This window comes from Paenibacillus sp. ALE2 (genome assembly GCF_054113385.1).
Genome location: NZ_CM134213.1, coordinates 96,238 through 122,128, shown reverse-complemented (window position 1 = coordinate 122,128; position 25,891 = coordinate 96,238). Strand labels below are relative to the sequence as shown.

The window sequence follows — 25,891 nt, the reverse complement described above, 5'->3', positions numbered from 1 at the left end:
GTGATGAGATGAGTAAAAAAGAATGGCAGGAACCGACGATTGAGGTGCTGGATATTAACCAGACTATGGCGGGTAAAGGCTGGAAACAGATTGATTGGGTGTCAGACCATGATGCCGATCTGTATAATCCGAGCTAACGGAAGATAATTATACATGAGCCGATGTTGGGCTGAGATCCAGATAGCTTACTGATCACGAGCCGTCTTTATTTCATTCGGGTTAGGTTGGACCGGAAGAAATAAAGACGGAATTTTAAGAACAGGGAGTGAGTCCTATCGCGCATGACAGGAGTGCCCATAACAGTTGGGTGAAATATACAGCCTTTGGACTCAGGATTGCCAGTGAGCTGACTCTGCCTGAGCTGATCCCAGCAGAAGCGGGATTGGTAGAGGATGTGGTCATCCGGCAGGTTGATTTGTCAGCATGGAGGGACCAACTGGAGCAGGCCAATTTTGTAATGCAGGGTGAACGCTTTATGTTCCTAATACCGGACACGGCCATTTATGCCATCAGGGGAGGCAAGGAAATCGAGGTAAGTATGTTGCCTGGGGCTGATCCTGACACCGTGCGGTTGTTTGTACTGGGCACATGCATGGGTGTTCTACTGTTGCAAAAACGGGTTTTACCTATTCACGGAAGTGCGGTCGTCATCGGAGGTCGGGTCTATGCATTTGTAGGTGAATCCGGCACGGGAAAATCGACGCTGGCTGCTGCCTTTAGACAGGCTGGCTATCAGATGATCAGTGATGATGTGATTGCTATAAACGTGACAGCTTCCGCAGCCATCGTATATCCGGCATATCCGCAGCAGAAGCTGGGACTGGAAAGCTTGCTTCAATTGGAGGCATTACGGGAGAACAAGCATGTACGGCAAAGAAAGCATGTTCTTTCCCTAACTGACGGTAATCCTGTAAGGGCACAATACCAAGATTTGCGTAGGATTGCAGGTGAGCTCAATAAATATGCCGTGCCTGCTGTGGACGAATTTTATAACGATCCGCTTCCCCTGAGCGGTGTATTCGAGCTTGTGAGCGATTCTCCCAACCGTGAGTCGATGCGTGAAGGAGAGCCAGTGGTGGTTACGGAACAGCCCTTGAACAAACTGGAGTGCTTGCATACATTACTACAGCATACATATCGTAGGGCGATCATTTCGCGAATGGGTTTGGGTGAATGGTATTTTGATACAGCGGCCCGGATGGCTCGGAAAGTGGAAGGCTGGCGGCTGCTGAGGGATAGCTCCTTCTTTACGGCGTCCGAGGTTGTACAACGCGTACTTGAACTCATTCATAAGGAGGAAAAGAGTTATGGCAGCCATTAATCCAGCTAAGGATCATTATCGCATCACGTATGGTGAAGAAGTCTATGTAAGTGATATGGACGGAGAAAAAGTGATGATGAGTATTCATACGGGAAAGTATTATAATTTAGGCTTCACAGGAGGACGGATCTGGGAACTAGCTGAATCCAGTCCTTCACTTGGAGATATTGTAACTGTCCTGACGAATGAATATGAAGTGGACGAGGAACAGTGCAGACAGCAGGTACATACCTTTGTAGCTGAATTGGAGCGGGAAGGATTGCTGAGGCTCCTACGGGAGTTGGACTAACATGCGGATACAACGGCTTCTTCTCTTGTCTCCAGAGGTCGGGAGATTGTTGCCGGAAGCCTGGCTGGAGCTGGGATGCGCGAGATTTCGCCAGCGTCGTTCTTTTGGAGATTACTCAGGGGCTTGGGGGACATGTATGGAAGAAACTTCTTGGCAGTGCGAGATCGGGCAGGAGAAGTCTATCCGTCACATTTCACAAGCTGTGGATGTAGCCAGCCGTTATACTCCTTGGCGCAGTAGCTGTCTTGTACAAGCCGCTGCCGCTATGACGTTGCTGGTACGCAGAAAACTGGACTGTACACTGTATCTGGGCACAGCCAAAAATGCTGCGGGACAATTGGCAGCACATGCATGGGTACGGAGTGGGCCGATCTATGTTACGGGAGAACGGGAGATGGGAGCGTTTACCGTGGTGGGAATATTCGGGAGACGTGCTGGGACAGCTACAAATACGAGGACAGCGGATAAAGGCAGTTCTCTGTTTTAGTTTTAGTGCGATATAAAAGGAACAAAGAACGTTCAAAGAATCGAAGGAGAAGAATCCATGACCACCAAGTCTATTTTGGAACTTGCGAATTGGAATGAGGATCAAGAATTAACGTTGTTACTCTCTCTACTTCGTAAAGACGTCAATCTATGGCAGAATACGATGACTGCTTCCCAGTTGCAGGAGATCGATTGGTCCCGCTTGCTGCGTCTGACAGAACACCATCGTGTGATACCTACGGTGTATCTCCAGCTGAAAACGTTGAATCACCCGTTCATTCCCGCAGAATTGCTGCGAAACCTTCAGGTGCAATATCATCGAAACACGCTGCGCATGCTCCATCTTCAAGCAGAAGCCGAGCGTCTGACCAGGCTGCTCACAGCTCATGGAATTCGTGTGCTGATGTTGAAGGGTCCTGCTCTGGCGCAGCAATTGTACGGGGATGTTTCCCTGCGTACCTCTAAAGACATTGATTTACTTATTGCCCCGGATGACATGGATGAAGCGGAGCACTGGATGAAGGAAGCTGGGTATGCGTCCAAAAGCGGAGAAGTGCGCGTCCTTGGCAGCTGGAAGTGGAAGGATCATCATGCCTCCTTCTTACATCCGCAAAAGAGGGTCGAAGTCGAGTTGCACTGGCGGCTTCACCCGGATGGGGGGCGGGAGCCCTCTTTTGATGAGCTTTGGGGCTGCCGGCAAATGGGTAAAGCCCCAGCAGTTCGAGCCAGTCAGGTGGCACCAGCGACTTCTGCCGACAGCAGGAATGTGACGACATCCTGCATGTATACGCTTGGCAGCGAGCATCAATTTCTGTACCTCAGCGCACACGGAGCGCGTCACGGCTGGTTCAGGCTGCGCTGGTTGGTTGACATTGACAGGCTTGCGGTACGCGCTGTCGATTGGGGGGCGCTACTGCCGCTAATGCGCCGTTACGGGGGCCTGCCTGCGGGCGGGCAGGCTTGGGCACTGGCCGCTGCGCTGTTGGGTACGCCGATCCCGGAGCCGATGGGTCCGATATCGGCTACCCGGCAGGCGCACAGGCTTGCGCTGAGCGCGCTGGCTTTTATGCAGGCCAGCGTCCCTGCGCCGTACCCGGTTGCCAATGGGGCGGGTACAGGCAGACTCGTTCAGCCAGAGCTATTGCCTAACGTAGCTTTGACCGAGTCAATGAATACCGCCCCTTCGGATGGCGGTATTTCAGCTAACGGAACCTCGGGCGAAGCTGTTCTGTACGCCGTCAGTAGTGCTGCTGGCATATCGAAAGATGCCAGCAGCATCCTTGGTGACCCGGTGAATACAGTGAACACTGCTGTAAGTAGCCTTGCCAAGCCTGTAGGTGCTGCTACAGTCGCCTCCAGTCCAGCCATTGCTGGAGCTACAACAACAGCGTTTACTCCTCAACCGGTTAGCCGCGCTTACCTGCTTTCCTTAAAGGAGCCAAGACACAGACTATGGTATCTCATCAGCCGTTTGTTTCCTTCTACGAGGGATTCAGTCATTTGCCCACTGCCTCGCCAGCTGCATTTTTTATATATTCCTTTACGTCCATTTCTTTGGCTAAAACGTCGATTTTCAAAGCACTAACCCGATAAGGAGTGTACATGATGACTCACCTGCGATTATATATGACCAAGCTGTATAGCGTGAACGGCGGGGCGTTATTTCTTAATATTGGATGTATGATGATCGTCAGCCTACTGGAGGGTGTCGGCATTTATATGCTTGTTCCTATGCTGGCGGCCATCGGCGTATTTGGCGGTCATTCAGAGATGCCATTTCTGTCGGATGGATTTGATTATTTTTTGCCGTACATTCCTAAAAGCTGGCTGTTGCCGGGGATGCTAATGTTTTTCGTCATGCTGCTTACCGGGCAGGCTTGGCTTCAGCGTTACCAGTCCATTCTTAACTCACGGATTCAGCAGCGTTTTATGCGTTCCCTTCGAATAGACGTATACACTTCCTTTATGAAGGCGCAGTGGGCTTTTTATTTGCGTCAGCGTAAATCTGATTTTAGCCACGTGATGACGACCGAGCTGGCGCGTGTCAGTCAGGGAACGAATTTGCTTCTTCAACTGACCACGGCCGTCATGTTTACGCTAATCCAGATTGCGCTGGCTTTTTGGCTATCCCCTTCTTTAACCGGGCTGGTGTTTCTGAGTGGCTTGGTGTTGTTTATCGTGTTCCGTCGCTCCATCCGAAATGCCAAACAATTAGGTGACCGTACCACTGAGCTGTCACAGATTTATTTTGCCGGAATTACGGATCATATGAACGGGATGAAAGATATTAAAAGCAATCTGCTGGAAGTAGCGAATATTCATTGGTTTCGCTCCCTGACGCAGCGCATGGAGGATAATACGACTCAGTTTGTCCGGCAAAATGCGACCACACAGTTTTTTCATCGCATAGCGGCAGCTGTTTTTGTCGTTAGTGTCCTATTTGTGTCGCTCCAGTGGCTGCATGTTACACCTGAAAAACTGATCGTGCTCATCCTTATATTTTCGCGCTTATGGCCCAGGTTTGCCCTTATTCAAGCGAGCCTGGAATATATTATGTCTATGATCTCTGCTTTTGAGAGTGTAACCAAAGTGCAACGGGAATGCGAGGCTTTCTCAGATCCTTCTTTAATTGGGCTTACATCCTCTGAGAATCATGTCCCATTCGATTCATCGGTATATCATTTGTCATCTACATCTACATCTACATCTACATCTACATCTACATCTACATCTACATCTACATCTACATCTACATCTACATCTACATCTACATCTGCACGGCAACCCCTATCCTTTCGTAATGGAATAGAATGCTGCCATTTGGATTATTGCTACGAGGGTGCGGCAGAGCCTGCCCTACGTCATATTAATTTGTTGATACCCGCCCGGGGAATGACTGCCATTGTAGGGAAATCAGGAGCAGGCAAAAGCACAATGGTTGATGTTCTAATGGGTTTTTTACGCCCAACGGGGGGACAGATTAAAATCGATGGTCATGTGCTGGACGACAAATTGCTGCCGCTGTGGCGGCAGTCATTCGGCTATGTGTCACAGGACCCGTTTTTGTTCCATGCGACCGTCCGTGAAAATTTGAAGCTGGCCGATAAGAATGCTAGTGAACAACAGCTATGGGAGGCGTTACATTTTGCAGCTGCAGACAACTTTGTATCCAGACTGCCAGAAGGGCTGGACACAGTCATTGGTGATCGCGGGATTCGTCTGTCCGGGGGAGAGCGTCAACGGCTGGTATTAGCGCGGGCTATTTTGCATCATCCTCCTGTACTCATCCTGGATGAAGCGACAAGTGCGCTGGATGGTGAGCACGAGGCTGCAATTCAGGCAGCATTGGAACGGATGAAAGGTCAAATGACGTTGATCGTGATCGCTCACCGTCTGTCAACGATCAGACATGCAGATCAAATTGTTGTTCTGGATCAAGGCGAGGTCATACAGCAGGGGAACTACCACCAACTGGTAGAAGAGGAGCGGGGGGCGTTCAGTCAGCTACTTTCGTATCAAAGCACTGTCAGCGCCGCCCCTTAGTCAGCCTTTTCTATAAAGCTCAAGTTTCTTTTCGTTTAGCAGGGCTCCTTTTCTTTTTGACTGGAGCAGGAGAGATGGCGTCGCCTGCCACAGCTTGTTGTGCTGTCACGGCTGCTGGTTTACGCGCAGGACGTTTTTTCGCAGCAGGACCAGGATCGGTAACGACAGGCTTCACTGCCTCAATACTGGCTTGGAGGGCAGCCATTAAATCAACCACATTGGTCTGAGGCTGTGTTGGGGCAATTCGCACCTCTTCGCCAGCTACTTTATGCTGGATAAGATCCAGTAGACGCTCGCGGTACTGATCCGTATACTTTGCTGCATCAAAAGGGGTAGATAGCTGTTCAATCAACATTTTTGCCATGGTCAGCTCTTTCTCTTTAACCTCCTCCTGTCCAGGTAAGTTGGGAACTTGAGAGATGGGACGGATTTCGTCCGGGTAAAACATGGTCTCCACCGCCAAGCATTCATCCAGCACGCGAATGGCTGCCAGACTGCTTTTCGAGCGGATGGAGATTTGGGCAATCCCGATTTTTCCGGTATCCTTCATTGCATTCATGAGCAGCTTATACGCATTGGAGCCGGCCTGATCCGGGGACAAATAATACGTTTTCTGAAAGTAGATCGGATCAATTTCCTGTAAATCCACAAAGTCCAAAATCACGATATTTTTATCGGCTTGTCCGCTAACTTGCTCCAGTTCCTCCTTGTCGAACATGACAAATTTTCCTTTTTCATATTCGTATCCTTTTCCAATTTCCTCCCATTCAACCTCCTTATCACAAACAGGGCACTTCCGTACATAGCTCAGTGGACTCCCACATTCCTTGTGAATATAACGCATGGAAATATCCTTGTCCTCAGTAGCTGAAAACATTTTAACTGGCACATGAACCAGCCCAAAGCTGATCGCGCCTTTCCAGACTGTATGCATACCGCCAGTCCTCCTTTTTTACCCGCATATTTCATATTTCGATTCCGGACACCCGGGCTGTGAGCATTTCCTTTTTCACTTAGTATGCTTCGCACAAAGGATTGTATGAGGTGCAAATGTAGGCTGCGAATTGCTTTCACTTGCGCATGGTTTCGGTTTTATTGGTGAATGTTAAGTCATATCCGATTCAAAAGGAGGTACACCATTGATGCCTAGAAAACCTTATCCTCAGAAGATCAGTCATCGTGTGGGGCAAAGTCAGATTGCCTTTCGAGGGCCTGTTGCAGGCGAACAGGATGCATTGCCACCCGAGTTTGCTCTTTCACATGGAACGCCGCCGCCTTTTCCCGTAGCTGTCGCTCATGTGGATTTGGAGGCTGTAGTTTCAACTTCGCCTTCTCATAGCTTTCCTTCATTGGATGTGGAACGGATTATAGACGAAGACTAGGTGACCTATATTTCTAAATATTGCACAAAAACAAGGAGCAGGAGGAGAACAGTATGAATGTGGAACGAGCAAAAGCCATTTATGATTCAACCGAAACGATTGCCGTTCAATTGGATGGCAAACCGATTTGGATTGAGCATGTAGATGAAGCGAATGGTATGGCAACGATACAGATCGGCAGCAGACCCGGCAATACACAAACCGTTCGTGTGGATCGATTGGAAGAACAATAGGAGAGGGAATCCAACCTAAAAAGGCTCGCAATTGCTCAATGAGCAATTAGCGAACCTTATTTTATATAATAAGTGCATTGAGGAGACAAGTTAAACGCCAAACAAGTTAATTTGAAGGTGGAACGGGTTTTTACACTGCAATGGTCTTCAAATGTGGAGAAACAATCAACTCAGCCTCTGTTGCCATTTGAACATCTTCCACCGACAAACCTGGAGCAATTTCCTTGAGCATCAGCCCTTTACCCGGAATAACATCGATGACACCCTTTTCGGTTACGATGGTCTTTACCACATTTACAGCGGTTAGGGGCAGCTTGCATTGTTTCAGTATTTTCGGCGCCCCATTTTTGTTCACATGCTCCATGGCTACAATCACTCTCTTGGCTCCAACCACCAAATCCATGGCTCCGCCCATGCCTGGCACCTTTTTCCCTGGGATCATCCAGTTTGCAAGGTTGCCTTTCTCATCGACCTCCAGGGCACCCAGAACGGTAACGTCCACATGCCCTCCACGTATAATGGAAAACGAAAGCGCACTGTCAATAAAGCAGGCTCCTTTCACGGTTGTAACGTAGTTTCCGCCTGAATCGATACAATCGAGTCTTTCTTTTCCCGGAGCTGCTTTGGGACCAACGCCGACAATTCCGTTCTCCGCCTGCAGCATAATATTAACGTTTTCGGGGATATAGTCCACTGCCATGGTAGGCAATCCAATACCCAGGTTGACCACTTCGCCGTCTTTGAATTCCTGGGCTATTCTTCTAATAATCAATTCTCTGTTATTCATTGTCTCCACCTACCTTTACAATCGCATCGACAAATATTCCAGGAACATTGATATGATTGGGGTCAATTTCACCGGCCTTAACGTATTCATCGGTCTGAGCAACTACATACTCGGCTGCGGTAGCCATCACCAAATTGAAGTTGCGTGAAGAGCCGTTGATGACAAGGTTCCCTGCTTCATCAGCTTTATGGGCTCTGATAAGCGCCACATCGGCTTTCAGCGGCAGTTCGAGCAGATATTCTCTTTCGTCAATTTTGATTTTCTTTTTTCCTTCCTCTACAATGGTGCCTACACCTACAGGGGTTAAAATACCACCCAAACCAGCACCACCTGCGCGTATTTTTTCAGCAAGCGTTCCTTGCGGGAAGAGTTGAACGTCCGCTTCTTTTGTCATCAAGAGCCTTCCTGTTTCGGGATTGGAGCCAATATAGGATGCGAAAATTCGCTTGACTCTTCCACTTTTTACAAGTCTATAAATAGATAATTCCGGTGTGCCTGTGTCATTGGAAATAATCGTAAGATTATCAGCGGAATTGGTGTCGACAAGCGCACGCACCAGCTCCTCCGGAATGCCTCCTTGCATAAAACCTCCAACCATCACTGTGTCTCCGTCTTTAATTTTCTTAACTGCTTCTTCAGCGGAGTTTACTTTTTTATTCATGGTTCTGTCTCCTTATCTATTTTTTGGGAAGCAAGCTTTATTGGAGATAATCGTATAGGACTCTTCCATATGGAAGTGTTAAATCGGCAATAAAATGTTTTCCGCCAACATAAGCTCTAACCGGCAAATCTGCCACCGGAGCGTTGACATGGGGGATCAGGCTTAATCTGGCAGGTCCTGACCAGGCGCCTTTTACAGTAATATCTTCGAGATTATACGCCACTAACTGAGCAATTTTAGGGGTACCGTCCACATCAGGAATTAATTTCAGATTAACTTGCGTTTTTGCAATGGCTTTAGCCGTTTCCTTTTCATCAAGAACGTTATATTTGAAAGGGGTGGTTCCCATGGCTACCAGGGCGTTATTATAATGCAAGGTACCCGTCAGCGTCTCTGTATCCTCAACGATCAGGCGAGGTTTCGCCCATTTTTTCGGAAATCCCCAGATTTCACGTCCCCCCAGAATAGCAGGTGCGTTATCCAGATACATTTGGGCAACAAAATTACACGGTTCTCCATTATAAGTACACGGAATGACAATGCCGCTTTCCTCATAGCTTCCTAAACCGGATGAATCGGGCATTTTGATCCATTCATAGGAAACCGTATTACTTCCATCCGGCTGAAGAGGTTCAGGGACCGCCTGTTTAATCGCTGCGGGATCGGATTCATAGGTAATAATAAAGAATTCCCGGTTGATGAACCGGCATGGCGGACGTCCATAACTACCACTGGCCGCAGGCATGGATTGGAGTGAAAGTACATCTTTTTGATTCATAGCGATCTCCCTTCCTTTTTAAGAGGTATTTCAACAATTATCTTGAACAAGCACTTTAAATGAGAGCATTTTCAACCAGCATGGCTATTCCCATTCCCGTTCCAATGCATAACGAGACTACGCCATAACGTGAAGATCTGCGTACCATTTCATGAACCAACGTAACCAATACTCTAGCACCGCTTGCACCAACAGGGTGACCAATTGCGATCGCGCCGCCATTGACATTGACTTTCTCTGGATTAACTCCAAGCTCTTTTTGCACCGCTATAGCTTGTGCAGCGAACGCTTCGTTAATTTCAAAGAGATCAATGTCATCTATAGACATTCCCTGTTTCTTCAGCAGTGACGAAATGGCTTTTACCGGTCCCATTCCCATATATGCAGGGTCAACACCAACAAGCGAGTAACCTTTGATATATGCCAACGGCTTTAACGCATGTTCCTTACATTTGTCTTCCGACACGACTAGCATAGCCGCCGCACCATCATTGATGCCCGAAGCGTTTCCCGCAGTAACCGTTCCGTTTTCTTTAAACGCAGGTTTTAACTGAGAAAGTTTTTCTTTCGTCGTATTTCCTCTTATGTGTTCGTCCTCTGTGAAATAAGTAGTTTCTTTTTTGTTTTTGATCATGACCGGAACAATTTGCTCTTCAAAAACCTTGTTGTTTTTTGCTTCGACAGCCTTTATCTGGCTTTCATAAGCAAATGCATCTTGCTCAAGTCTTGAAATTCCATATTTTTCGGCAACATTTTCGGCGGTAATTCCCATATGGTAATGGTTGATCGGGCATGTTAGGCCATCGGCCACCAAGGAGTCTACCAATTCACCGTTACCGAGCTTGTAGCCGTTTCTAGCATTTTTTAGCAGATAAGGGGCGTTCGACATGCTCTCCATGCCACCGGCCAAGACGATGTTTCCTTGTTCTGCCAATATGGAATCGTAAGCTAACGCGACGGCATGAAGTCCTGAACCGCAAACCGTGTTTATCGTTGATTCGGGTACATCAATGGGGATACCGGCTTTTAGTGCCGCCTGTCTGGCAGGATTTTGACCATTGCCCGCTTGAAGAACATTTCCCATAAAAATTTGATCAATCAAAGAAGGCTCTAATTTACTTTGCTGAAGGCATGCTGTCATCACGGTTGCTCCCAGTTCAGGAGCGCTCAGGGGGGCAAGAGCTTTATTAAATGAACCGACCGCTGTTCTCAACGGGCTTACTATAGCTACTTTTTTCATAAAAACTCACATTCCTTTCGCTGTGTTCAAGGACACACTACATCCATGACTGCACTTCCATTCGTAATTCCGGTCTTAACCTACGAAACGTAAAAACTGCAAGATACATTTACATGCGGGCATATCATGGTGCCTAAGACAGTGAGTATGACGGTCCGATCGCCTTCTTTCCTTTCTGGAAATTAAAACCAGAATTATCATAGTTCTAATACAGATTTTGCTCAATGTTCAAATCTTTACATAGATCCAAATACAGATGTTTATAGAGCCATATCGTCCACAATAAGTAGGTCATTCTAATGTTTTCTGTTAATTTCTTGATTTTTCTGAAAATAGTGATCAAAAATTGAATTTTATGTTAAATACGAAAGTGCAAATCAATCTGTGAAAAAAATTTCTTGGTAAATTTCATTTAGCTCATCGCAGGGGGAAACTCCCTCTATATGTAAATTCGCAACCGACTTATAGCATCTAAAAGAGCAAAGCAGGTTGCCAATCCAAATGAATACATTTGGAATTCGGATAAATATCAATCCATATATGTCTGGGCCACCTATAGCATTGACGTTATAACGTCAGTGTTTTTTTATTTGCTCGGGTGAACAAAAAAGAAGCCGACTGCTTGAAAGCAATCGGCTTGGAACGTAAAAATTTTACTTCAACAGCTCACGAAAAATGTACGTCTGCCGTCGTGAGCAAACGCGCAAAACGATTACCTAGCACTGCATTGTGATGAGCTACGATTTGTTCGCCGCTTAGTACCTTGCTATCAAATGTACTATGCGCATCCGATACGAGCACGTTGTTCTGGTATCCCAGACTATAGGCACTTCGGCAAGTCGTGTCGAGACAAAATTCAGTCTGCATTCCGGCAATAATCAGCTGGCTTGCCCCCAATCCCTGGAGCACATCACGCAATTCAGTTTGGTAGAAGCTGTCCCAGGATGATTTTCGGACAATTCGTTCCTGAGGAAGAGGACGCACCACGTCTGCGATGGCCCAGCCTAGACTGTTTTCCCGGAAATCCTCATCCGCTTCATCGGTATGCTGCACGAAAATGACCGGTGTACCAGAAGCTCTGGCTTCGGTTAAAAGCTGCTGCAAATGCGCTACAACTTCCTGTTCACGATACAGCTTCTCATCATACATGAACATAGCCTGCTGAACATCAATCAAGAGTAAAACGGTTTGTCCCATCAGTTCGATTCCCTCCCTATGTGTAACACTTAACTTACAATAGCATGTCTTCATGCCTTGCGGCGACATAAGGTGAACTATATAATAAAGAACAAGTTGGAACGGTCCGATTCGGACGAAAGGTGATTAAAAGAGATGACAATTTCGCAGGAACAGTTTGTATTCCGTTCTGTCTCAGAGGCACAGACCGGGACATTAGCAGGCTTTTTGGCAGCCCAAGCAGTTCCCGGAACCGTGATTGTGCTGGATGGAGATCTGGGAGCGGGCAAGACTGCTTTTTCCAAGGCTTTTGCCAGCCATTTAGGGGTGCCGGGTATCGTAAATAGTCCAACCTTCACCCTCATTAAGGAGTACGAGGGCCGATTGCCTTTGTATCATATGGATGTATACCGTATCTCTCAGGACGAGGCGGAGGATCTGGGGCTGGACGAATACTTTTACGGGACAGGAGTATGTCTGGTGGAATGGGGTAGTATTATACCGGATATGTTGCCGAATCAGCGGCTTCACATGTATATAGAAACAACGGATGTAGGGGAGCGCTTGATTCACCTGACCGGGTACGGCGCGCCTTATGAACAATGGTGCCGCAGCTTGCGGGAGAATGGAGTTTGAACCATGCAAAGAGAGCATACAGATGTAAATGAAAAGCCGCGTGAGCGGTTTTTGACGTTAGATACAGCGACGACTGTAATGGCGGCCGCCCTGATGAACGGAAAAGAGCTGCTGGGAGAAAGTAATGTTTATGGCGAACGCAATCACTCGGTGCATGTCATTACTGAGCTGGAACGGCTTTTGAGCGAAGCAGGACTGACACGCGATGATGTGGACGGTCTTGCAGTAGGTGTTGGACCGGGATCTTACACTGGCATCCGAATCGCGGTGACCGCAGCCAAGACGCTAGCTTGGGCCTGGGGAGTTCCGGTGACATCCATTTCCACTTTGCAGGCTTTGGCTTGGGGTGGATGGAATCATGGTATCGAAATGAAGGGGCAAGAAGGTAAACATGAGTCTGCGAATAACGACTCGTCTGGGACGCAGGCAGCAGATTGGATTGTGCCTGTGCTGGATGCCCGCCGTGGTCAAGTGTACACGGGGCTGTTCACTGCGAATTCAGTTAACGACAGCGGTAGCCCGCAGCGGTTAGAGGCGGATGCTATCCGGTTGATGACTGCGTGGACCGATGATCTGCTGCAACGTTTGGAGGTTTTGTCTGTCGAAGAGCGTCCTGCGGTGATTTGGCTCGTCGGTGAAACGACGATTCACGCCGAAACAGCGGAGCGCTTGCGTGCATGGAGCGAGCTTCGTATTGTACCGTATGAGCTGGAAGGAAAATGGGTTGGCCGCCTTGGGGCGGATAAGCTGCTTCGTCAGGAATATGACGAGCTACATACGCTGGTTCCGAATTATACCCAGCTGGCGGAGGCGGAAGCCAATCTGCTTCGTCAGCGCTGAAGAGGCGGTGAGCAACATGGCAAAGAACATACAGCGGGAAGAGAAACTTGAGTTTCGCTTAATGCAACTGGATGACATCCCCGATGTGCTGGAGATTGAGCATGAAGCGTTCACGCTGCCGTGGACGGAGGAAGCCTTCCGCAATGAGCTGACGATGAATCATTTCGCTAAATATATGATTATGGAGCTTAATGGACGAGCTATTGGTTACGCAGGCATGTGGACGATTATGGATGAGGCGCATATTACAAATATTGCGGTTCGTGAGGCTTATCGTGGACGCAAGCTTGGAGACAAGCTGTTGGATGAGCTGATGCAGACTGCCTCTTATTTAGGGATGGAGCGTATGACCCTAGAGGTCCGGGTAACGAACCGGATCGCTCAGGGCTTGTATGAGAAAAAGGGCTTTAAGCCTGCAGGTGTACGCAAGGGCTATTATTCGGATAATAACGAGGATGCCGTGATTATGTGGGCGGATCTTCCCGCACACGGGGCATCCGGTGAACAGGAAGGAAGCGTGCAGGAGCAATGACGCAAGCGGAAAAAGCAGGTACAGGCTCTGCCTCTAGCGAGCCTTGCTATATACTGGCAGTGGAAACGAGTTGTGATGAAACGGCTGTTTCTGTCGTGAAAAATGGCACAGAGGTGCTTTCGAATCTGATCTCCAGTCAGATTGAAACACACAAAGCCTTTGGCGGTGTTGTGCCAGAGGTAGCGTCGCGCAAACATGTAGAAAGCATTACCTATATGCTGGACGAGGCTATGCAAACATCGGGAATCAGCCCCCGTGAGATTTCAGCGGTTGCCGTGACGCAAGGACCAGGACTGGTTGGCGCATTGCTGGTTGGTATAGTCGCCGCCAAGAGCGCTGCTATGGCGTTCGGCAAACCGTTAATCGGAACGCATCATATTGCGGGACATATTTATGCAAATCAGTTGGAGCATGATATTGTATATCCGTGCATTGCTCTCGTGGTGTCAGGAGGGCATACCGAGCTAGTGCTGATGGAGTCCGAAGGTCATTTTCAACTTATTGGTCGTACAAGGGATGATGCGGTTGGAGAAGCCTACGATAAAGTAGCGCGAGCCATCGGATTTCCATATCCCGGCGGTCCGCATGTGGATCGTGTAGCCCATGAATCGGAGGAAGTGGTTACTTTGCCGCGTGCATGGCTGGAGCCGGATTCTTATGATTTTAGCTTTAGCGGCTTGAAATCGGCGGTGCTGAATGTAATTAACCAGACGAAAATGCGCGGAGAAACCGTTCATGCGGGAGCGATTGCAAGAGGCTTTCAAGAGTCGGTCGTAGAGGTGCTGGTGGAAAAAGCGATTCGTGCTATGCGTGAATACGGTGCGAAGCAGCTGCTGCTTTGCGGCGGTGTTGCTGCTAATCGTGGACTACGTACAGCATTGCGGGAACGCTGTGAGCGTGAAGGCATCGAACTGCTTGTACCCTCCATGAAATACTGTACAGATAACGCAGCGATGATCGGTGCCGCGGCATACGCCAAGTGGAAGCGCGGAGAATTCACCTCATTGGACATGAAAGCTGATCCAGGGCTGTCTCTGGAAGAGTGGTCTGTTCAAACTTAATTGAGCGAATAGGAAGGACACGACACATTCAGGGTCGTGTCTTTTTTTATTCCGCGCTATACATATATATAAATAGAATTTCAAGAGGATAAAATACAGGAGTTTGAGCGAATGATTGCCAGCATCTTATTTCCTCGCATGATTCGTCACAATTGTTCACGATTTTTCATGTTCCACCAAAAAAACATGAAAATTTTATACTGCCCGAATAATGATGTGATTTGTCAAGTTGTGAACAAAGTTATCCACATATACCGTTCAAAATGTGGATAAACAGGCTCGAAGCAAGCAGGCTAAGACTTTTAGGTGATAGTAGGATGGGGGATATTTCATAGCTATATTGATTGTGAAATCTGTGGATAATGTGGATAAAAGAGTGGATAAATTTGGTTTTCATTTGAAGGTGGCGTTTTATCAATAAAAAAATGGCCTAAAAGGCCATTTTTCAATATCGTCCATACACAAAAGTTGTGGATATTCTTGTGTACAAAAAATAGAAGAGGGAAATGTGAAATTTTTATGGCTAAGATTTTATGCAGCAGCTTTATGCCTCAAGCAGTTCCTCCCAGGATGCATAGGTTTCAGTCAATTCCTGTTTATGGGTGTCGAGTTGTGCCTGAATATCCTGAAGTGCCGTGTAATCCTGATAAATTTCAGGCATGGTCATTTGTTCCTCCAAGCCTACAATTTGTTCTTCCAGCGTTTTAATCTTGTTTTCCAATGCCTCCAGCTTGCGTTGACGACTACGTTCCTCGCTTTTGGCTTGTTTGTCTGCCGCATAGGTGGCCGCGCGTGATTTTGGAGTGGTCTCGTCTGCTACGGACGCAGAGGCAGACGGGGCCTTGCCACGATTGCTCTGATTTGCCTCGAGCGCCTCCTGTGCGATTTCCTCCAACTCTTGTTTCTTGGCTACATAGTCATCATAATTCCCCAGGAAATGTTCTATTCCTTCAGGATGAAGCTCAATGACACGTTCAGCCATTTTGTTAAGGAAATAACGGTCATGGGAGATGAACAAGAGCGTACCGTCATAGTCCATCAAAGCCGCTTCCAGGACTTCCTTGCTAAATAGATCCAGATGGTTGGTAGGCTCATCGAGAATTAATACGTTGGCTTCGCGCAGCATTAGCTTGGCCAGGGATACGCGGGCTTTTTCTCCTCCGCTTAATGAAGCTACCTTTTTTAGTACATCGTCACCGCTAAATAGGAAATTACCCAGCACTGTCCGAATCCGTGCTTCTTCCATATGAGGGTATTCGCTCCACAACTCCTCCAGTACAGTATTGGCGGGGTTCAGGTTTGTCTGCTCCTGGTCATACAGACCGATTTTGATTTTCGTACCCCAGTGGATGGACCCAGCAGCAGGTTTAAGTGAGCCAGTCAGGCATTTGAGCAAAGTCGATTTTCCGATCCCGTTCGGACCGATCAGTGCCACCGTATCTCCACGTTTTAAGTCAAAGGATGCATGCTGAAATAAAGGCTTTTTCCCCTCATACGCTACGGAAAGGTCACGCACCTCTAATACTTCCTTACCCGACATATAGGCAGTTTCAAAAGAAAAGTGGGCTTTTTTTAAATCGCCCATAGGTCGATCCATGCGCTCCATTTTGTCCAGCTGCTTGCGGCGGCTCTGGGCACGTTTGGTTGTAGAGGCTCGCACGATATTGCGTTGTATAAATGCCTCCATCCGTGCGATTTCCTCTTGTTGCTTTTCGTAATGCTTGATGTTTGTTTCATACTCGGCAGCCTTTAGTTCCATATAGCGGCTGTAGTTGCCTGTATAGCGGGTGGAGCGATGGCGCTCAATTTCAATAATCGTCGTCACTAGTCGATCCAGAAAATATCGGTCATGTGATACGACCAGCAGCGAGCCGGAGTAGCCGCGCAAATAGTCTTCCAGCCACGTCAGTGTTTGAATATCCAGATAGTTGGTAGGCTCATCGAGCATAAGGACATCTGGAGCGAGCAGTAGGATGCGCGCTAGCGCAAGTCTGGTTTTTTGACCTCCGCTTAGGGTGGCTACAGGCGTTTCGGGTGCAAATGAACCAAAGCCCATGCCGTGCAGCACGCTGCGAATACGGGTCTCCATTTCATAACCACCGTGATCCTTGAACCAATCTGAGCGTCGTGCATAGCGTTCGAGCAGATCGGCATAACGCTTTTCGTTCTGCGCATTGGCCGGATCGGCGATTTCCTGCTCCATTTGCCGGAGTTCTCGTTCTGCTTCAATCAGCGGTGTGAACACCAGCATCATTTCATCCCAGATCGAACGGTCAGAATTTAAGCCACTGTTTTGCGCCAAATAACCGATGCTGGTTTCCTTCGCTTTAAAGATTTGTCCACTGTCATAGGATATTTCACCAGCAATGATTTTGAGCAGGGTCGATTTGCCTGCACCGTTCACACCTACCAGCCCAATACGTTCACGTTCCAATATTTGAAGGTTAATCCCGTCCAGAACGGGCTCAATTCCATAGGATTTAGTAATTCCGGTTACTTGCAATAGCATAGCGTATCGTTCCTCCATTACATTTTGCACAGTTCTTCCTGCCTTTTTCGCAGGTACCTTCTTTCCAGTTTACATGAAATTACCCACTATTGCACTGCTTTCACCCCCGAAACCCTTGAGCCTCATATAGTCAATTTGTATAAACAATGATAAACTTAAACGAGAAGTGAAAAAGAATGAAAAAAACTTGCAACGTACAGCACTTACTGACAAATGGGACAATTGTAACGTTTTGATGATTATCGACGATTGTGCGGGAGGGCGGATGTGTGGATGTCTGTAATGTGAAGAACGCGCTGCGTGTACAGCAACGGGAAGCGCGTGACTCCATGGACCCGCTGACAAGGCAGAAGGCATCGGCTGTGGCCTGTCGGCATGCAATCGAGGCATGGGAGCAGCTTAGAATAGACAGAAACGGGGATAAGCTAACATTATTTAGTTATCTCTCTTTTGGCAGCGAGATTTCTACGACTCCCCTCATTGAGCATTGCTGGTCACAGGGAGATCGTGTCTTGGCCCCGAGAGTGGATTCGGTAACCCGAACCATGGAGCTGAGGGAGATGGATCAGTATGAAAATATGGTGCCCGGCGTATGGAACATCCCTGAGCCTGCATTGACATGCAAGAAATGGTTGCCTGAAATGTGGACGGGAATCGACTGGGTTGTTGTGCCCGGCTTGGCCTTTGATCGTCGTGGAGGCAGAATCGGCTATGGCGGAGGCTACTATGATCGCTTTACCGCACAGGTAGAGGCAGAGAAGCGTAAAAACGGCTCTTTAGGTCCGCTTTATGTCTCGCTGCTGCTGCCGGGACAATTGTTGGCACAAGTACCCATGGAGCCAGGAGATTTGCGAGTGGACGTGCTGTTTACACCTGAAGGACGCTTAGATTGTAACCATGCAAAATCGACAAATGATGAATGAAGTAAAGTTGGGTATGTGAAAGGAGCTGTGAGGGAGTCGTGGATTCCTTTACTCATTTTAACGAACAGGGACGAGCTCGTATGGTAGATATTTCGGGCAAAACGTCTACGGTTCGTACAGCAGTCGCCGTGACTCAGATTACGATGAACCCGGCTACATTGACGGCTGTAAAAGAAGGCAGAATCGGCAAGGGTGATGTTCTTGCTGTGGCCCAGGTCGCGGGGATTCAAGGCGCGAAAAAAACGTCAGACTGGATACCGATGTGTCATCCGCTGGCTCTGACAGGCGTGAACATTACTTTTTCCGATAATGGACATGATGTGCTTCATATTGAAGTTGAAGTGAAGACCGAGGGTAAGACGGGTGTAGAAATGGAAGCTTTGACAGCGGCTTCAGCCGCAGCGTTAACCGTGTATGATATGTGCAAGGCGCTGCAAAAAGATATGATCATCGGCCCTACCATGCTGCAATCCAAAACGGGTGGCAAGCATGGGGATTTTCAAAGGGAGGACCACCGGAAACCTTGACATAGACAACATTGTCGCCGAGAGGGTACTGTGATGTGATGGAGGATGCAGCGTGGCTGTTTCTGATTTTCAGAAGAGAAAGTATTCTTTCATGATAGGAGAAGGGTGATCTTATGGTGTGGAAAACGGCGATCCTAACAGCCAGTGATAAAGGGGCAAGGGGAGAGCGTGAGGATACAAGCGCACAGGTCATCCGGGAACTCGTCGAAGAAGAACTGGGCGGAGAGATTGTGGAATACCGGATCGTTCCCGATGAACCGGATGAGATTATTGCGGCTTTAATCGAAATGACCGATTATTTTCATGCAGACTTGGTGCTAACTACGGGCGGAACCGAACTGGCGATCCGTGATGTGACACCTGAGGCGACCAGACGGGTCGTGGAGCGGGAAGTGCCAGGTATGGCGGAAGCCATGAGAATGATCGTGATGCAGAAAAATCCGGCGGCCATGCTTTTTCGTGGAATCGTGGGGATACGCGGACGTACATTGATTGTTAATTTGCCAGGAACGCCCAAAGGCGTGCATGAAAACTTGGCAGCAATTATGGATCAGCTCCCGGAAGCGCTGCTCATGGTGACAGGTCAGTTCCGGTAGAAGGCAGCCCGTGTGTGTGGTATGATACCTGTAAGAATTTATATGGCCGTATATGGACAGAGGTTCTCATTTTGTCCGTCAACATAAGGAGGATTACTACACATGCCCAATATTGGAGCACCGGGTTATATTTTGTTAATTATTCTGGCGCTGCTGCTATTTGGTCCGAACAAGCTGCCTGAGCTGGGCCGAGCTGTAGGGCGTACATTCCGTGAATTTAAAAACGGGGCACGCGATATTTTATCTGAAGATGAACGGACTGGGCGTAAAGAAAGCAAAGATAGTGTGGTCCAAGCATCACAGACGACGTCAGAAGTTCAACCTCAGCCTGAGGATAAACGCTTGTCATAGATTTAGTTATTCATTTTTGCTGCTTGTATAACAAACATGAGCCTCTTCTTCAGTGAAGGGCTTTATTTTTTAGGAGGCGCTGCTGCGTTCCGTTCAGAAAGGAGGAATAGGCTTGACCCCATCAGAGCATGAAATGCCGCTAATGGAACATCTGGGTGAGCTTCGTCGACGAATAATTTATGTGCTGATTGTATTTGTATTGGCGCTGGTTGGTGGATTGTTCGCGGCGGGTTCTGTCTATAACTGGCTTATTCGCTCCGGTTCGGCGCAAGCTTTTCAGTTAAATGCATTTTCCTTTTGGGACGGAATCGGTATCTACATGAAGATCGCCATGATCATTGGGATTGCAGTGGCGTTACCATTTGCATGCTACCAATTGTGGAAGTTTGTCAGCCCGGGATTAAGGCCGCAAGAACGGAGTGCAACCTTGCGATATGTGCCTTATGTGCTGCTTTTGTTCATTATTGGCGCAGCTTTTGCTTATTTCATTATTTTCCCGATGGCGATTCAGTTTACATCGTCCGTCACCAAAAGTATGGGATTGCAGGAAACGTACGGTATTGCGCAATATTTCACCTTTATGTTTAATATTGTGTTGCCTGTAGCGTTGCTGTTTGAACTCCCCCTGCTGATCATGTTTCTGACAGGGATTCGTGTATTAACCCCGATGAGGCTTCGCAAATGGCGGAAGATTTCTTATTTCCTGCTTGTTTTTGTCGCTGTTGTTATCACTCCGCCGGATTTTATATCCGATTTTTTGGTGGCGATTCCGTTGCTGGTGCTGTATGAAGCGAGTGTATACTTGTCATCAGTCGTGTACCGCAAGCAACTGCGTGCACAGGAGGAACGGGAGGCCCAATTGCGTGTAGCTGCGGAATAATAAGCAGGGCCTGAACGGCTCAATAACTAATTTCTCTAAAATTGATCAACATAGCTGTCTTAAAAATAACCATTAGCCTTGAGTTAACGGTTATTTTTAGGATAGGTGGATATAATCGTGAATGGCTGCCCATAAAAATTCCCATAAAAAATACATTAGGGACTTGAAATTCAATCTCAAGTTGAGTATCATAAAGTTGGTTGTTAGCACTGACGACTGTTGAGTGCTAATACATACAACATAACAACCAAATTACAGGATAAACACTTAATAAGGAGGCTATTTTTCATGATCAAACCTTTGGGTGAACGCGTATTGGTGGAAGCAATTGAGCAAGAAACAACGACTTCCTTCGGAATCGTACTTCCTGACTCTGCCAAGGAAAAGCCGCAAGAAGGCAAAATTATCGCGGTTGGCGCAGGCGCATTGAAAGACGGTGCCCGTATTCCTCTGGAAGTAAAAGAAGGCGACCGTGTCATTTTCTCCAAATACGCTGGAACGGAAATCAAATATGAAGGTAAAGAATATTTGATTATGAAAGAAAGCGATATTCACGCGATCATCGGTTAACCGGGACCCGGACAAGACCTAAATATAGGAATTGAAACAAATCATTCATAATCCATAGGGAGGTTTATCACAAATGGCTAAAGACATTAAATTCAGTGAAGACGCTCGCCGCTCCATGCTGCGCGGGGTAGATGCATTGGCTAACGCTGTTAAAGTAACACTCGGACCGAAAGGCCGTAACGTTGTACTGGAGAAAAAATTCGGTAGCCCGCTCATCACTAATGACGGTGTAACGATTGCAAAAGAAATCGAGCTGGAAGACGCGTTCGAAAACATGGGCGCTCAACTGGTTAAAGAAGTAGCAACCAAAACAAACGATGTAGCTGGTGACGGTACGACTACGGCTACTGTTTTGGCTCAAGCCCTCATCACTGAAGGTTTGAAAAACGTAACTGCTGGCGCAAGCCCAATCGGTATCCGTAAAGGGATCGACAAAGCGGTTAAAGCAGCAGTTGCTGAACTACAAGCTATCTCCAAACCAATCGAAAGCAAACAATCCATTGCTCAAGTAGCTGGTATTTCCGCTGCTGATGATGAAGTAGGCGAACTGATCGCTGAAGCTATGGAAAAAGTGGGCAAAGACGGTGTAATCACTGTTGAAGAATCCCGCGGTTTTGCAACAGAACTGGAAGTAGTTGAAGGTATGCAGTTTGACCGTGGCTACATTTCTCCGTACATGATTACAGATACGGACAAAATGGAAGCTGTACTGGACAATCCATATATCTTGATTACTGACAAGAAAATCACAAACACACAAGAAATCCTGCCATTGCTTGAAAAAATCGTACAACAAGGCAAGCCACTCGTTCTGATCGCTGAAGACATCGAAGGCGAAGCGCTGGCTATGCTCGTTGTCAACAAGCTGCGTGGTACATTCAATGCTGTAGCTGTTAAAGCTCCTGGCTTTGGTGACCGTCGTAAAGCAATGCTGCAAGATATCGCTGCCCTGACAGGCGGCCAAGTAATCACAGAAGAACTGGGTCTGGACCTGAAAACAGCTTCTGTGGACCAACTGGGTACAGCACGTCAAGTGCGTATTACAAAAGAAAACACGATTGTGGTTGACGGTGCTGGAAACAAAGCCGACATCGACGCTCGTGTTAGCCAAATCCGCACACAACTGGAAGAAACTACTTCCGAGTTCGACAAAGAGAAACTGCAAGAGCGTCTGGCTAAATTGTCCGGCGGCGTAGCAGTAATCAAAGTCGGTGCGGCTACTGAAACAGAATTGAAAGAACGCAAACTGCGCATCGAAGATGCTCTGAACGCAACCCGTGCTGCGGTTGAAGAAGGTATCGTATCCGGTGGTGGTGTAGCGCTCCTGAACGTATACAATGCAGTTGCTGCTGTTGAACTGCAAGGCGACGAGCAAACAGGCGTCAACATCGTGTTGCGCGCTCTGGAAGCTCCAATCCGTACAATTGCTGCTAATGCAGGCGAAGAAGGCTCTGTTATCGTTGAGCGTCTGAAACGCGAAGAAGTAGGCGTTGGTTTCAACGCAGCTACTGGCGAGTGGGTAAACATGATTGACGCAGGTATCGTTGACCCTGCGAAAGTAACTCGTTATGCATTGCAAAACGCTGCTTCCGTAGCGGCTATGTTCCTGACTACTGAAGCAGTGATTGCTGACAAGCCAGAACCAGAAAAGGCTGCAATGCCTGACATGGGCGGCATGGGCGGAATGGGCGGCATGATGTAATAAGGGCCTCAAAACCCTGTAATCCCGCTATTTAAAGGGCTCCCGAGAGGGAGCCCTTTTCTATACCATTGCTACACCATGAGTGCTCATGTAGCTTGCAGCGGAGTTTCTGTAATTCGGCAGTTTACATCAATCATTTGCTCTAATAGCTTCTATACATATTGTGGTGTAGTATATATGCAAATTATCCAAAGGGGGAAGTTGTGTGGAGCTTCAAACTATATTAGCTTTTCTGGGAGCAGCAATTGTTCTCACCATTATGCCGGGTCCCGACAACGTGTTCACTCTGACACAGAGCATAGCAAAAGGTAGGAATGCAGGGATATTTACTACTTTAGGCCTTTGCACGGGATTGTTGGTTCATATTTTTGCAGCAACCTTCGGCCTCGCAGCAATAATTTATCAATCTTCCTTGGCATTTGCAGTAATCAAATACGCTGGAGCAGCTTATCTATTATTTTTGGCGTATAAGTCATTTAGAGCAAAAGATACGAGTTTTGAACTCAAGAGTGGTGATACCTTGAATTACAAATCATTGTATAAAAAAGGTGTCATCATGAATGTGTTGAATCCAAAAATATCACTTTTTTTCTTGGCTTTTCTTCCTCAGTTCGTAAACCAAGAAAGCGGTAATGTTTCTATTCAAATGCTAGTTCTTGGAGTGGTATTTTTAATACAAACTTTAGTGCTTTTTATTTTGATAAGTATTTTTGCTGGAAAAGTAGGCTCCTTTCTACGGAGAAATCCATCCTTTTCTAAAAAAATCAATTATATTCAAGGCTCGTTATTTACACTCATCGGCTTAAAAATCGCATTTACCCAAAAATAATAGAAGGTAGTACTTTTCAACCCAATCATTAAGGACTAGCTGTTGAGCTAGTCCTTTTTTTGTTGGAAAAGCATACAACACACGCCGAGAACAGGTGGGCGGTCACAGAGGTTTAAGATCATGACCAACGAGTTGGAGCATACGGACAGGCCTATGCCTATCTTTTCCTAGATGAAGTCAACAGCCCAATCTTTTTGGTTAATTGCACAATAAGCTAATTTGACTAGACTTTGGAGGTGACCATTAATTATGTTTAGACATTATTGTTGGCAAAAGAAAATGCATCGGAGAAAATTTAGAAGATGTTCAGTTAAAAAATTCAAAGTTTTGCCGAAGGTCATTGTTAAAGGAATTCAAGGGCCTCAAGGACCTCAAGGACCCCAGGGACTGCCAGGTCCACAGGGAGTTCCAGGTGCTCAAGGTCAGCAAGGGCTACAAGGTTTCCAAGGAATTCCTGGCCCTGCAGGGCCAGTAGGAGCAACGGGACCGGCAGGAGCAGTAGGACCAGCAGGAGCAATAGGGCCAGCAGGACCAGCAGGAGCTACGGGGCCAGCAGGGCCTGCAGGCGTCGGGATATCAGACTTCTTAAGTGTTTTCAGAGCAGATCCTGGTACGGGGACTGACACAGTTCCGGGTAACTCACCCATTACCTTTACTGGGGTTTTAGCGAATGTTGGTGGTGCATTTACTTTTACTCCTCCATCTCCAACGATAACGATTAACGAGACGGGGAGCTACTTCATCTCATTTTCTATCCACAACCAAGGTGATGCGGACTTCAATCTCACTGTTAACGGAACTCCTATAACACCCTTACCTTTTTCAGGCAATGGTGGGGGACCTACCGCAGCTGAAGTTATTATAACCGTTACAACAGTTCCAACTACAATACAACTGGTAAATGCCAATGCAACTCCTGCTCAGTTGCACAATAATATTAATACAACTATGACAATATTAAAGTTGACGCCTTAATATTGTTGCTTAGTAGTAGCTTATTCAGTAAAAGGTTTAAGGTTTATGTCTTTTATCCGGTCAGTTTGTCTAATTATTCAGAGACCTGAGATATGGAAATGCCTAGAGAGAGAATCCCTGAACGGGACAAAGCCAGACAGATGTGGTTGGAGAGCAGCGGGGCGATGCGACTTAAGGACATCGCCGCTGCTCTTTCTGTTCCTGAAAAGTCTGGTTCGCAAAGGGAAGTCTATGAACCGCTGGTAGGAGACTTTGATTATTTTCTGTTATCAAAAAAACATTATTTACAAAAAAATCTTATTTTCAGAAGATTCTTAAAATCGTACGAGTGGCGCATTAGCTTCAAAAGGATGAATGTTAGGTATTGAAATATAGCTGATAACGCGTTAGTATTGTGTATCTGAAATTTCATCTGGAGGCACATTATGAATGATATATTGGCATTTACGATACTGCTCATCTTTATTGTCATGTCACCAGGGATTGATTTTGCATTAATAACGAAAAGAACTCTCACTGATGGCAAGAAAGATGGTTTCAAAATTGCACTAGGTTTAACTAGCGGAGCTCTCGTTCATACATTGGCAGCCGCATTGGGGCTTTCTTTCATATTAATGAAGTCGGCTGTAGCATTTGAGGTAGTCAAATATGCAGGGGCAGTTTACTTGATATATATGGGGCTGTCTTCCTTTATAAAAAAAGGAAAGAGTAATTTGGTTCAAGAGAAGCAAGAGAATTCTAGAAAATCAGCGTTTACACAAGGATTGGTTTCCAATGCACTCAATCCGAAGGTTGCTATTTTTTTTCTCACGTTCTTACCGCAATTTGTTCTACCGGGCTATAATCCCAGTTTGCAGTTTTTACTGATGGGCTCTCTTTATGCTCTACTTTCGATTATATGGTTTACTACAATCGTATTATTGTTAAGTTACATAAGAAGATGGTTAATGTCACCCAAAGTTCAAAATATGATCGATAAGGTCACGGGACTCGTGCTGATTGGTTTTGGTTTAAATATGATCTTCAAAGTTCAAAAAACAGGATCATAAATAAAGGAACGGGCT

30 protein-coding genes are annotated in these 25,891 nt (G+C 46.9%); 23 read left to right on the top strand and 7 right to left on the bottom strand.

The annotated features are described in order from the left end of the window. Window positions 1–8 precede the first annotated feature (8 nt). The 6 genes from ACXHJ1_RS00625 to ACXHJ1_RS00600 all read left to right on the top strand — a co-directional run bounded on the left by ACXHJ1_RS00625 (window position 9) and on the right by ACXHJ1_RS00600 (window position 5,639). Window positions 9–137 carry a paeninodin family lasso peptide gene (locus ACXHJ1_RS00625; protein WP_013369856.1) on the top strand — a complete coding sequence of 43 codons (129 nt, stop codon included), beginning with the start codon at window positions 9–11 and terminating at the stop codon, window positions 135–137. Between the two features lie 128 nt (window positions 138–265). Then, window positions 266–1,321 (top strand): serine kinase, encoded by a 1,056-nt coding sequence (locus tag ACXHJ1_RS00620; protein ID WP_457905404.1) that lies wholly within the window; start codon window positions 266–268, stop codon window positions 1,319–1,321. Further along, window positions 1,308–1,610, top strand: coding sequence for a lasso peptide biosynthesis PqqD family chaperone (locus ACXHJ1_RS00615; RefSeq protein WP_016821221.1), 303 nt, complete (start codon window positions 1,308–1,310; stop codon window positions 1,608–1,610). Before ACXHJ1_RS00620 ends, ACXHJ1_RS00615 begins: the two co-directional genes overlap by 14 nt. Before the next feature lies 1 nt (window position 1,611). After that, window positions 1,612–2,097: a lasso peptide biosynthesis B2 protein gene (locus ACXHJ1_RS00610; RefSeq protein ID WP_016821220.1), complete on the top strand. Its 486-nt coding sequence runs from the start codon at window positions 1,612–1,614 to the stop codon at window positions 2,095–2,097. A 57-nt stretch (window positions 2,098–2,154) separates the two neighbouring features. Further along, window positions 2,155–3,681, top strand: coding sequence for a nucleotidyltransferase family protein (locus ACXHJ1_RS00605; protein WP_457905403.1), 1,527 nt, complete (start codon window positions 2,155–2,157; stop codon window positions 3,679–3,681). 20 nt (window positions 3,682–3,701) lie between these two features. Continuing rightward, window positions 3,702–5,639 (top strand): ABC transporter ATP-binding protein, encoded by a 1,938-nt coding sequence (locus ACXHJ1_RS00600; RefSeq protein WP_457906148.1) that lies wholly within the window; start codon window positions 3,702–3,704, stop codon window positions 5,637–5,639. A gap of 19 nt (window positions 5,640–5,658) precedes the next feature. Here ACXHJ1_RS00600 and ku read toward each other — a convergent pair whose 3' ends face one another. Then, entirely contained in the window at window positions 5,659–6,573 is a 915-nt protein-coding gene (ku, locus tag ACXHJ1_RS00595; protein WP_457905402.1) for a non-homologous end joining protein Ku, read from the bottom strand. A gap of 208 nt (window positions 6,574–6,781) precedes the next feature. Here ku and ACXHJ1_RS00590 point away from each other — a divergent pair, with 208 nt between their 5' ends. Further along, on the top strand, window positions 6,782–7,021 hold the full coding sequence (locus tag ACXHJ1_RS00590) for a hypothetical protein (RefSeq protein ID WP_019686436.1): 240 nt from the start codon (window positions 6,782–6,784) through the stop codon (window positions 7,019–7,021). A gap of 53 nt (window positions 7,022–7,074) precedes the next feature. Continuing rightward, on the top strand, window positions 7,075–7,254 hold the full coding sequence (locus ACXHJ1_RS00585) for an H-type small acid-soluble spore protein (RefSeq protein WP_017426487.1): 180 nt from the start codon (window positions 7,075–7,077) through the stop codon (window positions 7,252–7,254). A 130-nt stretch (window positions 7,255–7,384) separates the two neighbouring features. On the opposite strand, the gene ACXHJ1_RS00580 is transcribed toward ACXHJ1_RS00585, so the two are convergent. From ACXHJ1_RS00580 to ACXHJ1_RS00560, 5 genes are all read right to left on the bottom strand, one after another. Continuing rightward, window positions 7,385–8,041 (bottom strand): 3-oxoacid CoA-transferase subunit B, encoded by a 657-nt coding sequence (locus ACXHJ1_RS00580; protein WP_044785770.1) that lies wholly within the window; start codon window positions 8,039–8,041, stop codon window positions 7,385–7,387. Continuing rightward, window positions 8,034–8,702 (bottom strand): CoA transferase subunit A, encoded by a 669-nt coding sequence (locus tag ACXHJ1_RS00575; RefSeq protein WP_025364277.1) that lies wholly within the window; start codon window positions 8,700–8,702, stop codon window positions 8,034–8,036. Before ACXHJ1_RS00575 ends, ACXHJ1_RS00580 begins: the two co-directional genes overlap by 8 nt. 37 nt (window positions 8,703–8,739) lie before the next feature. Next, window positions 8,740–9,480 (bottom strand): acetoacetate decarboxylase, encoded by a 741-nt coding sequence (locus ACXHJ1_RS00570; protein WP_044785771.1) that lies wholly within the window; start codon window positions 9,478–9,480, stop codon window positions 8,740–8,742. Window positions 9,481–9,535: 55 nt separating this feature from the next. Beyond that, entirely contained in the window at window positions 9,536–10,720 is a 1,185-nt protein-coding gene (locus ACXHJ1_RS00565) for an acetyl-CoA C-acetyltransferase (protein ID WP_457905401.1), read from the bottom strand. A gap of 666 nt (window positions 10,721–11,386) precedes the next feature. After that, the gene (locus ACXHJ1_RS00560) at window positions 11,387–11,917 is read right to left on the bottom strand and encodes a cysteine hydrolase family protein (protein ID WP_016821206.1); all 531 of its coding nucleotides are present in this window, start codon (window positions 11,915–11,917) and stop codon (window positions 11,387–11,389) included. A 135-nt stretch (window positions 11,918–12,052) separates the two neighbouring features. On the opposite strand from ACXHJ1_RS00560, the gene tsaE reads away from it, so the two are divergent. The 4 genes from tsaE to tsaD are packed head-to-tail and all read left to right on the top strand — an operon-like array spanning window position 12,053 to window position 14,965. Beyond that, entirely contained in the window at window positions 12,053–12,532 is a 480-nt protein-coding gene (gene tsaE, locus ACXHJ1_RS00555) for a tRNA (adenosine(37)-N6)-threonylcarbamoyltransferase complex ATPase subunit type 1 TsaE (RefSeq protein WP_457905400.1), read from the top strand. Between the two features lie 3 nt (window positions 12,533–12,535). Continuing rightward, the gene (gene tsaB, locus ACXHJ1_RS00550) at window positions 12,536–13,372 is read left to right on the top strand and encodes a tRNA (adenosine(37)-N6)-threonylcarbamoyltransferase complex dimerization subunit type 1 TsaB (RefSeq protein ID WP_044785772.1); all 837 of its coding nucleotides are present in this window, start codon (window positions 12,536–12,538) and stop codon (window positions 13,370–13,372) included. A gap of 16 nt (window positions 13,373–13,388) precedes the next feature. Next, complete coding sequence (rimI, locus tag ACXHJ1_RS00545; protein WP_013369872.1) at window positions 13,389–13,904, top strand: ribosomal protein S18-alanine N-acetyltransferase; 516 nt, start codon at window positions 13,389–13,391, stop codon at window positions 13,902–13,904. Further along, complete coding sequence (gene tsaD, locus ACXHJ1_RS00540) at window positions 13,901–14,965, top strand: tRNA (adenosine(37)-N6)-threonylcarbamoyltransferase complex transferase subunit TsaD (protein WP_019686444.1); 1,065 nt, start codon at window positions 13,901–13,903, stop codon at window positions 14,963–14,965. The genes rimI and tsaD overlap by 4 nt, the downstream gene beginning before the upstream one ends. A gap of 544 nt (window positions 14,966–15,509) precedes the next feature. On the opposite strand, the gene ACXHJ1_RS00535 is transcribed toward tsaD, so the two are convergent. Further along, on the bottom strand, window positions 15,510–17,474 hold the full coding sequence (locus ACXHJ1_RS00535) for an ABC-F family ATP-binding cassette domain-containing protein (RefSeq protein WP_044785774.1): 1,965 nt from the start codon (window positions 17,472–17,474) through the stop codon (window positions 15,510–15,512). Window positions 17,475–17,743: 269 nt separating this feature from the next. Here ACXHJ1_RS00535 and ACXHJ1_RS00530 point away from each other — a divergent pair, with 269 nt between their 5' ends. The 11 genes from ACXHJ1_RS00530 (at window position 17,744) to ACXHJ1_RS00480 (ending at window position 25,876) form a co-directional block, all read left to right on the top strand. After that, complete coding sequence (locus ACXHJ1_RS00530) at window positions 17,744–18,397, top strand: 5-formyltetrahydrofolate cyclo-ligase (protein ID WP_044785776.1); 654 nt, start codon at window positions 17,744–17,746, stop codon at window positions 18,395–18,397. 38 nt (window positions 18,398–18,435) lie between these two features. After that, complete coding sequence (gene moaC / locus ACXHJ1_RS00525) at window positions 18,436–18,924, top strand: cyclic pyranopterin monophosphate synthase MoaC (protein WP_017426496.1); 489 nt, start codon at window positions 18,436–18,438, stop codon at window positions 18,922–18,924. A gap of 113 nt (window positions 18,925–19,037) precedes the next feature. Further along, window positions 19,038–19,520 (top strand): MogA/MoaB family molybdenum cofactor biosynthesis protein, encoded by a 483-nt coding sequence (locus ACXHJ1_RS00520; protein WP_013369877.1) that lies wholly within the window; start codon window positions 19,038–19,040, stop codon window positions 19,518–19,520. Between the two features lie 102 nt (window positions 19,521–19,622). Continuing rightward, window positions 19,623–19,871, top strand: a complete 249-nt coding sequence (locus ACXHJ1_RS00515) for a twin-arginine translocase TatA/TatE family subunit (RefSeq protein WP_016821198.1) — start codon at window positions 19,623–19,625, stop codon at window positions 19,869–19,871. Between the two features lie 112 nt (window positions 19,872–19,983). Beyond that, a complete protein-coding gene (gene tatC / locus ACXHJ1_RS00510) occupies window positions 19,984–20,751 on the top strand; it encodes a twin-arginine translocase subunit TatC (protein WP_016821197.1) in 768 nt (255 codons plus the stop codon). Between the two features lie 288 nt (window positions 20,752–21,039). Beyond that, window positions 21,040–21,321, top strand: coding sequence for a co-chaperone GroES (groES, locus tag ACXHJ1_RS00505; RefSeq protein WP_007429271.1), 282 nt, complete (start codon window positions 21,040–21,042; stop codon window positions 21,319–21,321). Between the two features lie 73 nt (window positions 21,322–21,394). Further along, a complete protein-coding gene (gene groL / locus ACXHJ1_RS00500; RefSeq protein WP_016821196.1) occupies window positions 21,395–23,023 on the top strand; it encodes a chaperonin GroEL in 1,629 nt (542 codons plus the stop codon). Window positions 23,024–23,228: 205 nt separating this feature from the next. Then, complete coding sequence (locus tag ACXHJ1_RS00495) at window positions 23,229–23,852, top strand: LysE family translocator (RefSeq protein WP_016821195.1); 624 nt, start codon at window positions 23,229–23,231, stop codon at window positions 23,850–23,852. A 249-nt stretch (window positions 23,853–24,101) separates the two neighbouring features. Then, window positions 24,102–24,827, top strand: a complete 726-nt coding sequence (locus ACXHJ1_RS00490) for a collagen-like domain-containing protein (RefSeq protein WP_107734013.1) — start codon at window positions 24,102–24,104, stop codon at window positions 24,825–24,827. A gap of 92 nt (window positions 24,828–24,919) precedes the next feature. After that, window positions 24,920–25,195, top strand: coding sequence for a phage terminase small subunit-related protein (locus ACXHJ1_RS00485; protein ID WP_029514905.1), 276 nt, complete (start codon window positions 24,920–24,922; stop codon window positions 25,193–25,195). 57 nt (window positions 25,196–25,252) lie between these two features. After that, window positions 25,253–25,876: a LysE family translocator gene (locus ACXHJ1_RS00480; RefSeq protein WP_025364287.1), complete on the top strand. Its 624-nt coding sequence runs from the start codon at window positions 25,253–25,255 to the stop codon at window positions 25,874–25,876. Window positions 25,877–25,891: the final 15 nt, after the last annotated feature.

What these genes read in the sequence shown, in the direction of transcription:
- ACXHJ1_RS00625 (WP_013369856.1), top strand. Translation starts at nt 9, where the DNA reads ATGAGTAAAAAAGAATGGCAGGAACCGACGATTGAGGTGCTGGATATT.
- ACXHJ1_RS00615 (WP_016821221.1), top strand. Translation starts at nt 1,308, where the DNA reads ATGGCAGCCATTAATCCAGCTAAGGATCATTATCGCATCACGTATGGT.
- ACXHJ1_RS00610 (WP_016821220.1), top strand. Translation starts at nt 1,612, where the DNA reads ATGCGGATACAACGGCTTCTTCTCTTGTCTCCAGAGGTCGGGAGATTG.
- ACXHJ1_RS00605 (WP_457905403.1), top strand. Translation starts at nt 2,155, where the DNA reads ATGACCACCAAGTCTATTTTGGAACTTGCGAATTGGAATGAGGATCAA.
- ACXHJ1_RS00600 (WP_457906148.1), top strand. Translation starts at nt 3,702, where the DNA reads ATGACTCACCTGCGATTATATATGACCAAGCTGTATAGCGTGAACGGC.
- ku (WP_457905402.1), bottom strand. Translation starts at nt 6,573, where the DNA reads ATGCATACAGTCTGGAAAGGCGCGATCAGCTTTGGGCTGGTTCATGTG.
- ACXHJ1_RS00590 (WP_019686436.1), top strand. Translation starts at nt 6,782, where the DNA reads ATGCCTAGAAAACCTTATCCTCAGAAGATCAGTCATCGTGTGGGGCAA.
- ACXHJ1_RS00585 (WP_017426487.1), top strand. Translation starts at nt 7,075, where the DNA reads ATGAATGTGGAACGAGCAAAAGCCATTTATGATTCAACCGAAACGATT.
- ACXHJ1_RS00580 (WP_044785770.1), bottom strand. Translation starts at nt 8,041, where the DNA reads ATGAATAACAGAGAATTGATTATTAGAAGAATAGCCCAGGAATTCAAA.
- ACXHJ1_RS00575 (WP_025364277.1), bottom strand. Translation starts at nt 8,702, where the DNA reads ATGAATAAAAAAGTAAACTCCGCTGAAGAAGCAGTTAAGAAAATTAAA.
- ACXHJ1_RS00570 (WP_044785771.1), bottom strand. Translation starts at nt 9,480, where the DNA reads ATGAATCAAAAAGATGTACTTTCACTCCAATCCATGCCTGCGGCCAGT.
- ACXHJ1_RS00565 (WP_457905401.1), bottom strand. Translation starts at nt 10,720, where the DNA reads ATGAAAAAAGTAGCTATAGTAAGCCCGTTGAGAACAGCGGTCGGTTCA.
- ACXHJ1_RS00560 (WP_016821206.1), bottom strand. Translation starts at nt 11,917, where the DNA reads ATGGGACAAACCGTTTTACTCTTGATTGATGTTCAGCAGGCTATGTTC.
- tsaE (WP_457905400.1), top strand. Translation starts at nt 12,053, where the DNA reads ATGACAATTTCGCAGGAACAGTTTGTATTCCGTTCTGTCTCAGAGGCA.
- tsaB (WP_044785772.1), top strand. Translation starts at nt 12,536, where the DNA reads ATGCAAAGAGAGCATACAGATGTAAATGAAAAGCCGCGTGAGCGGTTT.
- rimI (WP_013369872.1), top strand. Translation starts at nt 13,389, where the DNA reads ATGGCAAAGAACATACAGCGGGAAGAGAAACTTGAGTTTCGCTTAATG.
- tsaD (WP_019686444.1), top strand. Translation starts at nt 13,901, where the DNA reads ATGACGCAAGCGGAAAAAGCAGGTACAGGCTCTGCCTCTAGCGAGCCT.
- ACXHJ1_RS00535 (WP_044785774.1), bottom strand. Translation starts at nt 17,474, where the DNA reads ATGCTATTGCAAGTAACCGGAATTACTAAATCCTATGGAATTGAGCCC.
- ACXHJ1_RS00520 (WP_013369877.1), top strand. Translation starts at nt 19,038, where the DNA reads ATGGTGTGGAAAACGGCGATCCTAACAGCCAGTGATAAAGGGGCAAGG.
- ACXHJ1_RS00515 (WP_016821198.1), top strand. Translation starts at nt 19,623, where the DNA reads ATGCCCAATATTGGAGCACCGGGTTATATTTTGTTAATTATTCTGGCG.
- groES (WP_007429271.1), top strand. Translation starts at nt 21,040, where the DNA reads ATGATCAAACCTTTGGGTGAACGCGTATTGGTGGAAGCAATTGAGCAA.
- groL (WP_016821196.1), top strand. Translation starts at nt 21,395, where the DNA reads ATGGCTAAAGACATTAAATTCAGTGAAGACGCTCGCCGCTCCATGCTG.
- ACXHJ1_RS00490 (WP_107734013.1), top strand. Translation starts at nt 24,102, where the DNA reads ATGTTTAGACATTATTGTTGGCAAAAGAAAATGCATCGGAGAAAATTT.
- ACXHJ1_RS00485 (WP_029514905.1), top strand. Translation starts at nt 24,920, where the DNA reads ATGGAAATGCCTAGAGAGAGAATCCCTGAACGGGACAAAGCCAGACAG.
- ACXHJ1_RS00480 (WP_025364287.1), top strand. Translation starts at nt 25,253, where the DNA reads ATGAATGATATATTGGCATTTACGATACTGCTCATCTTTATTGTCATG.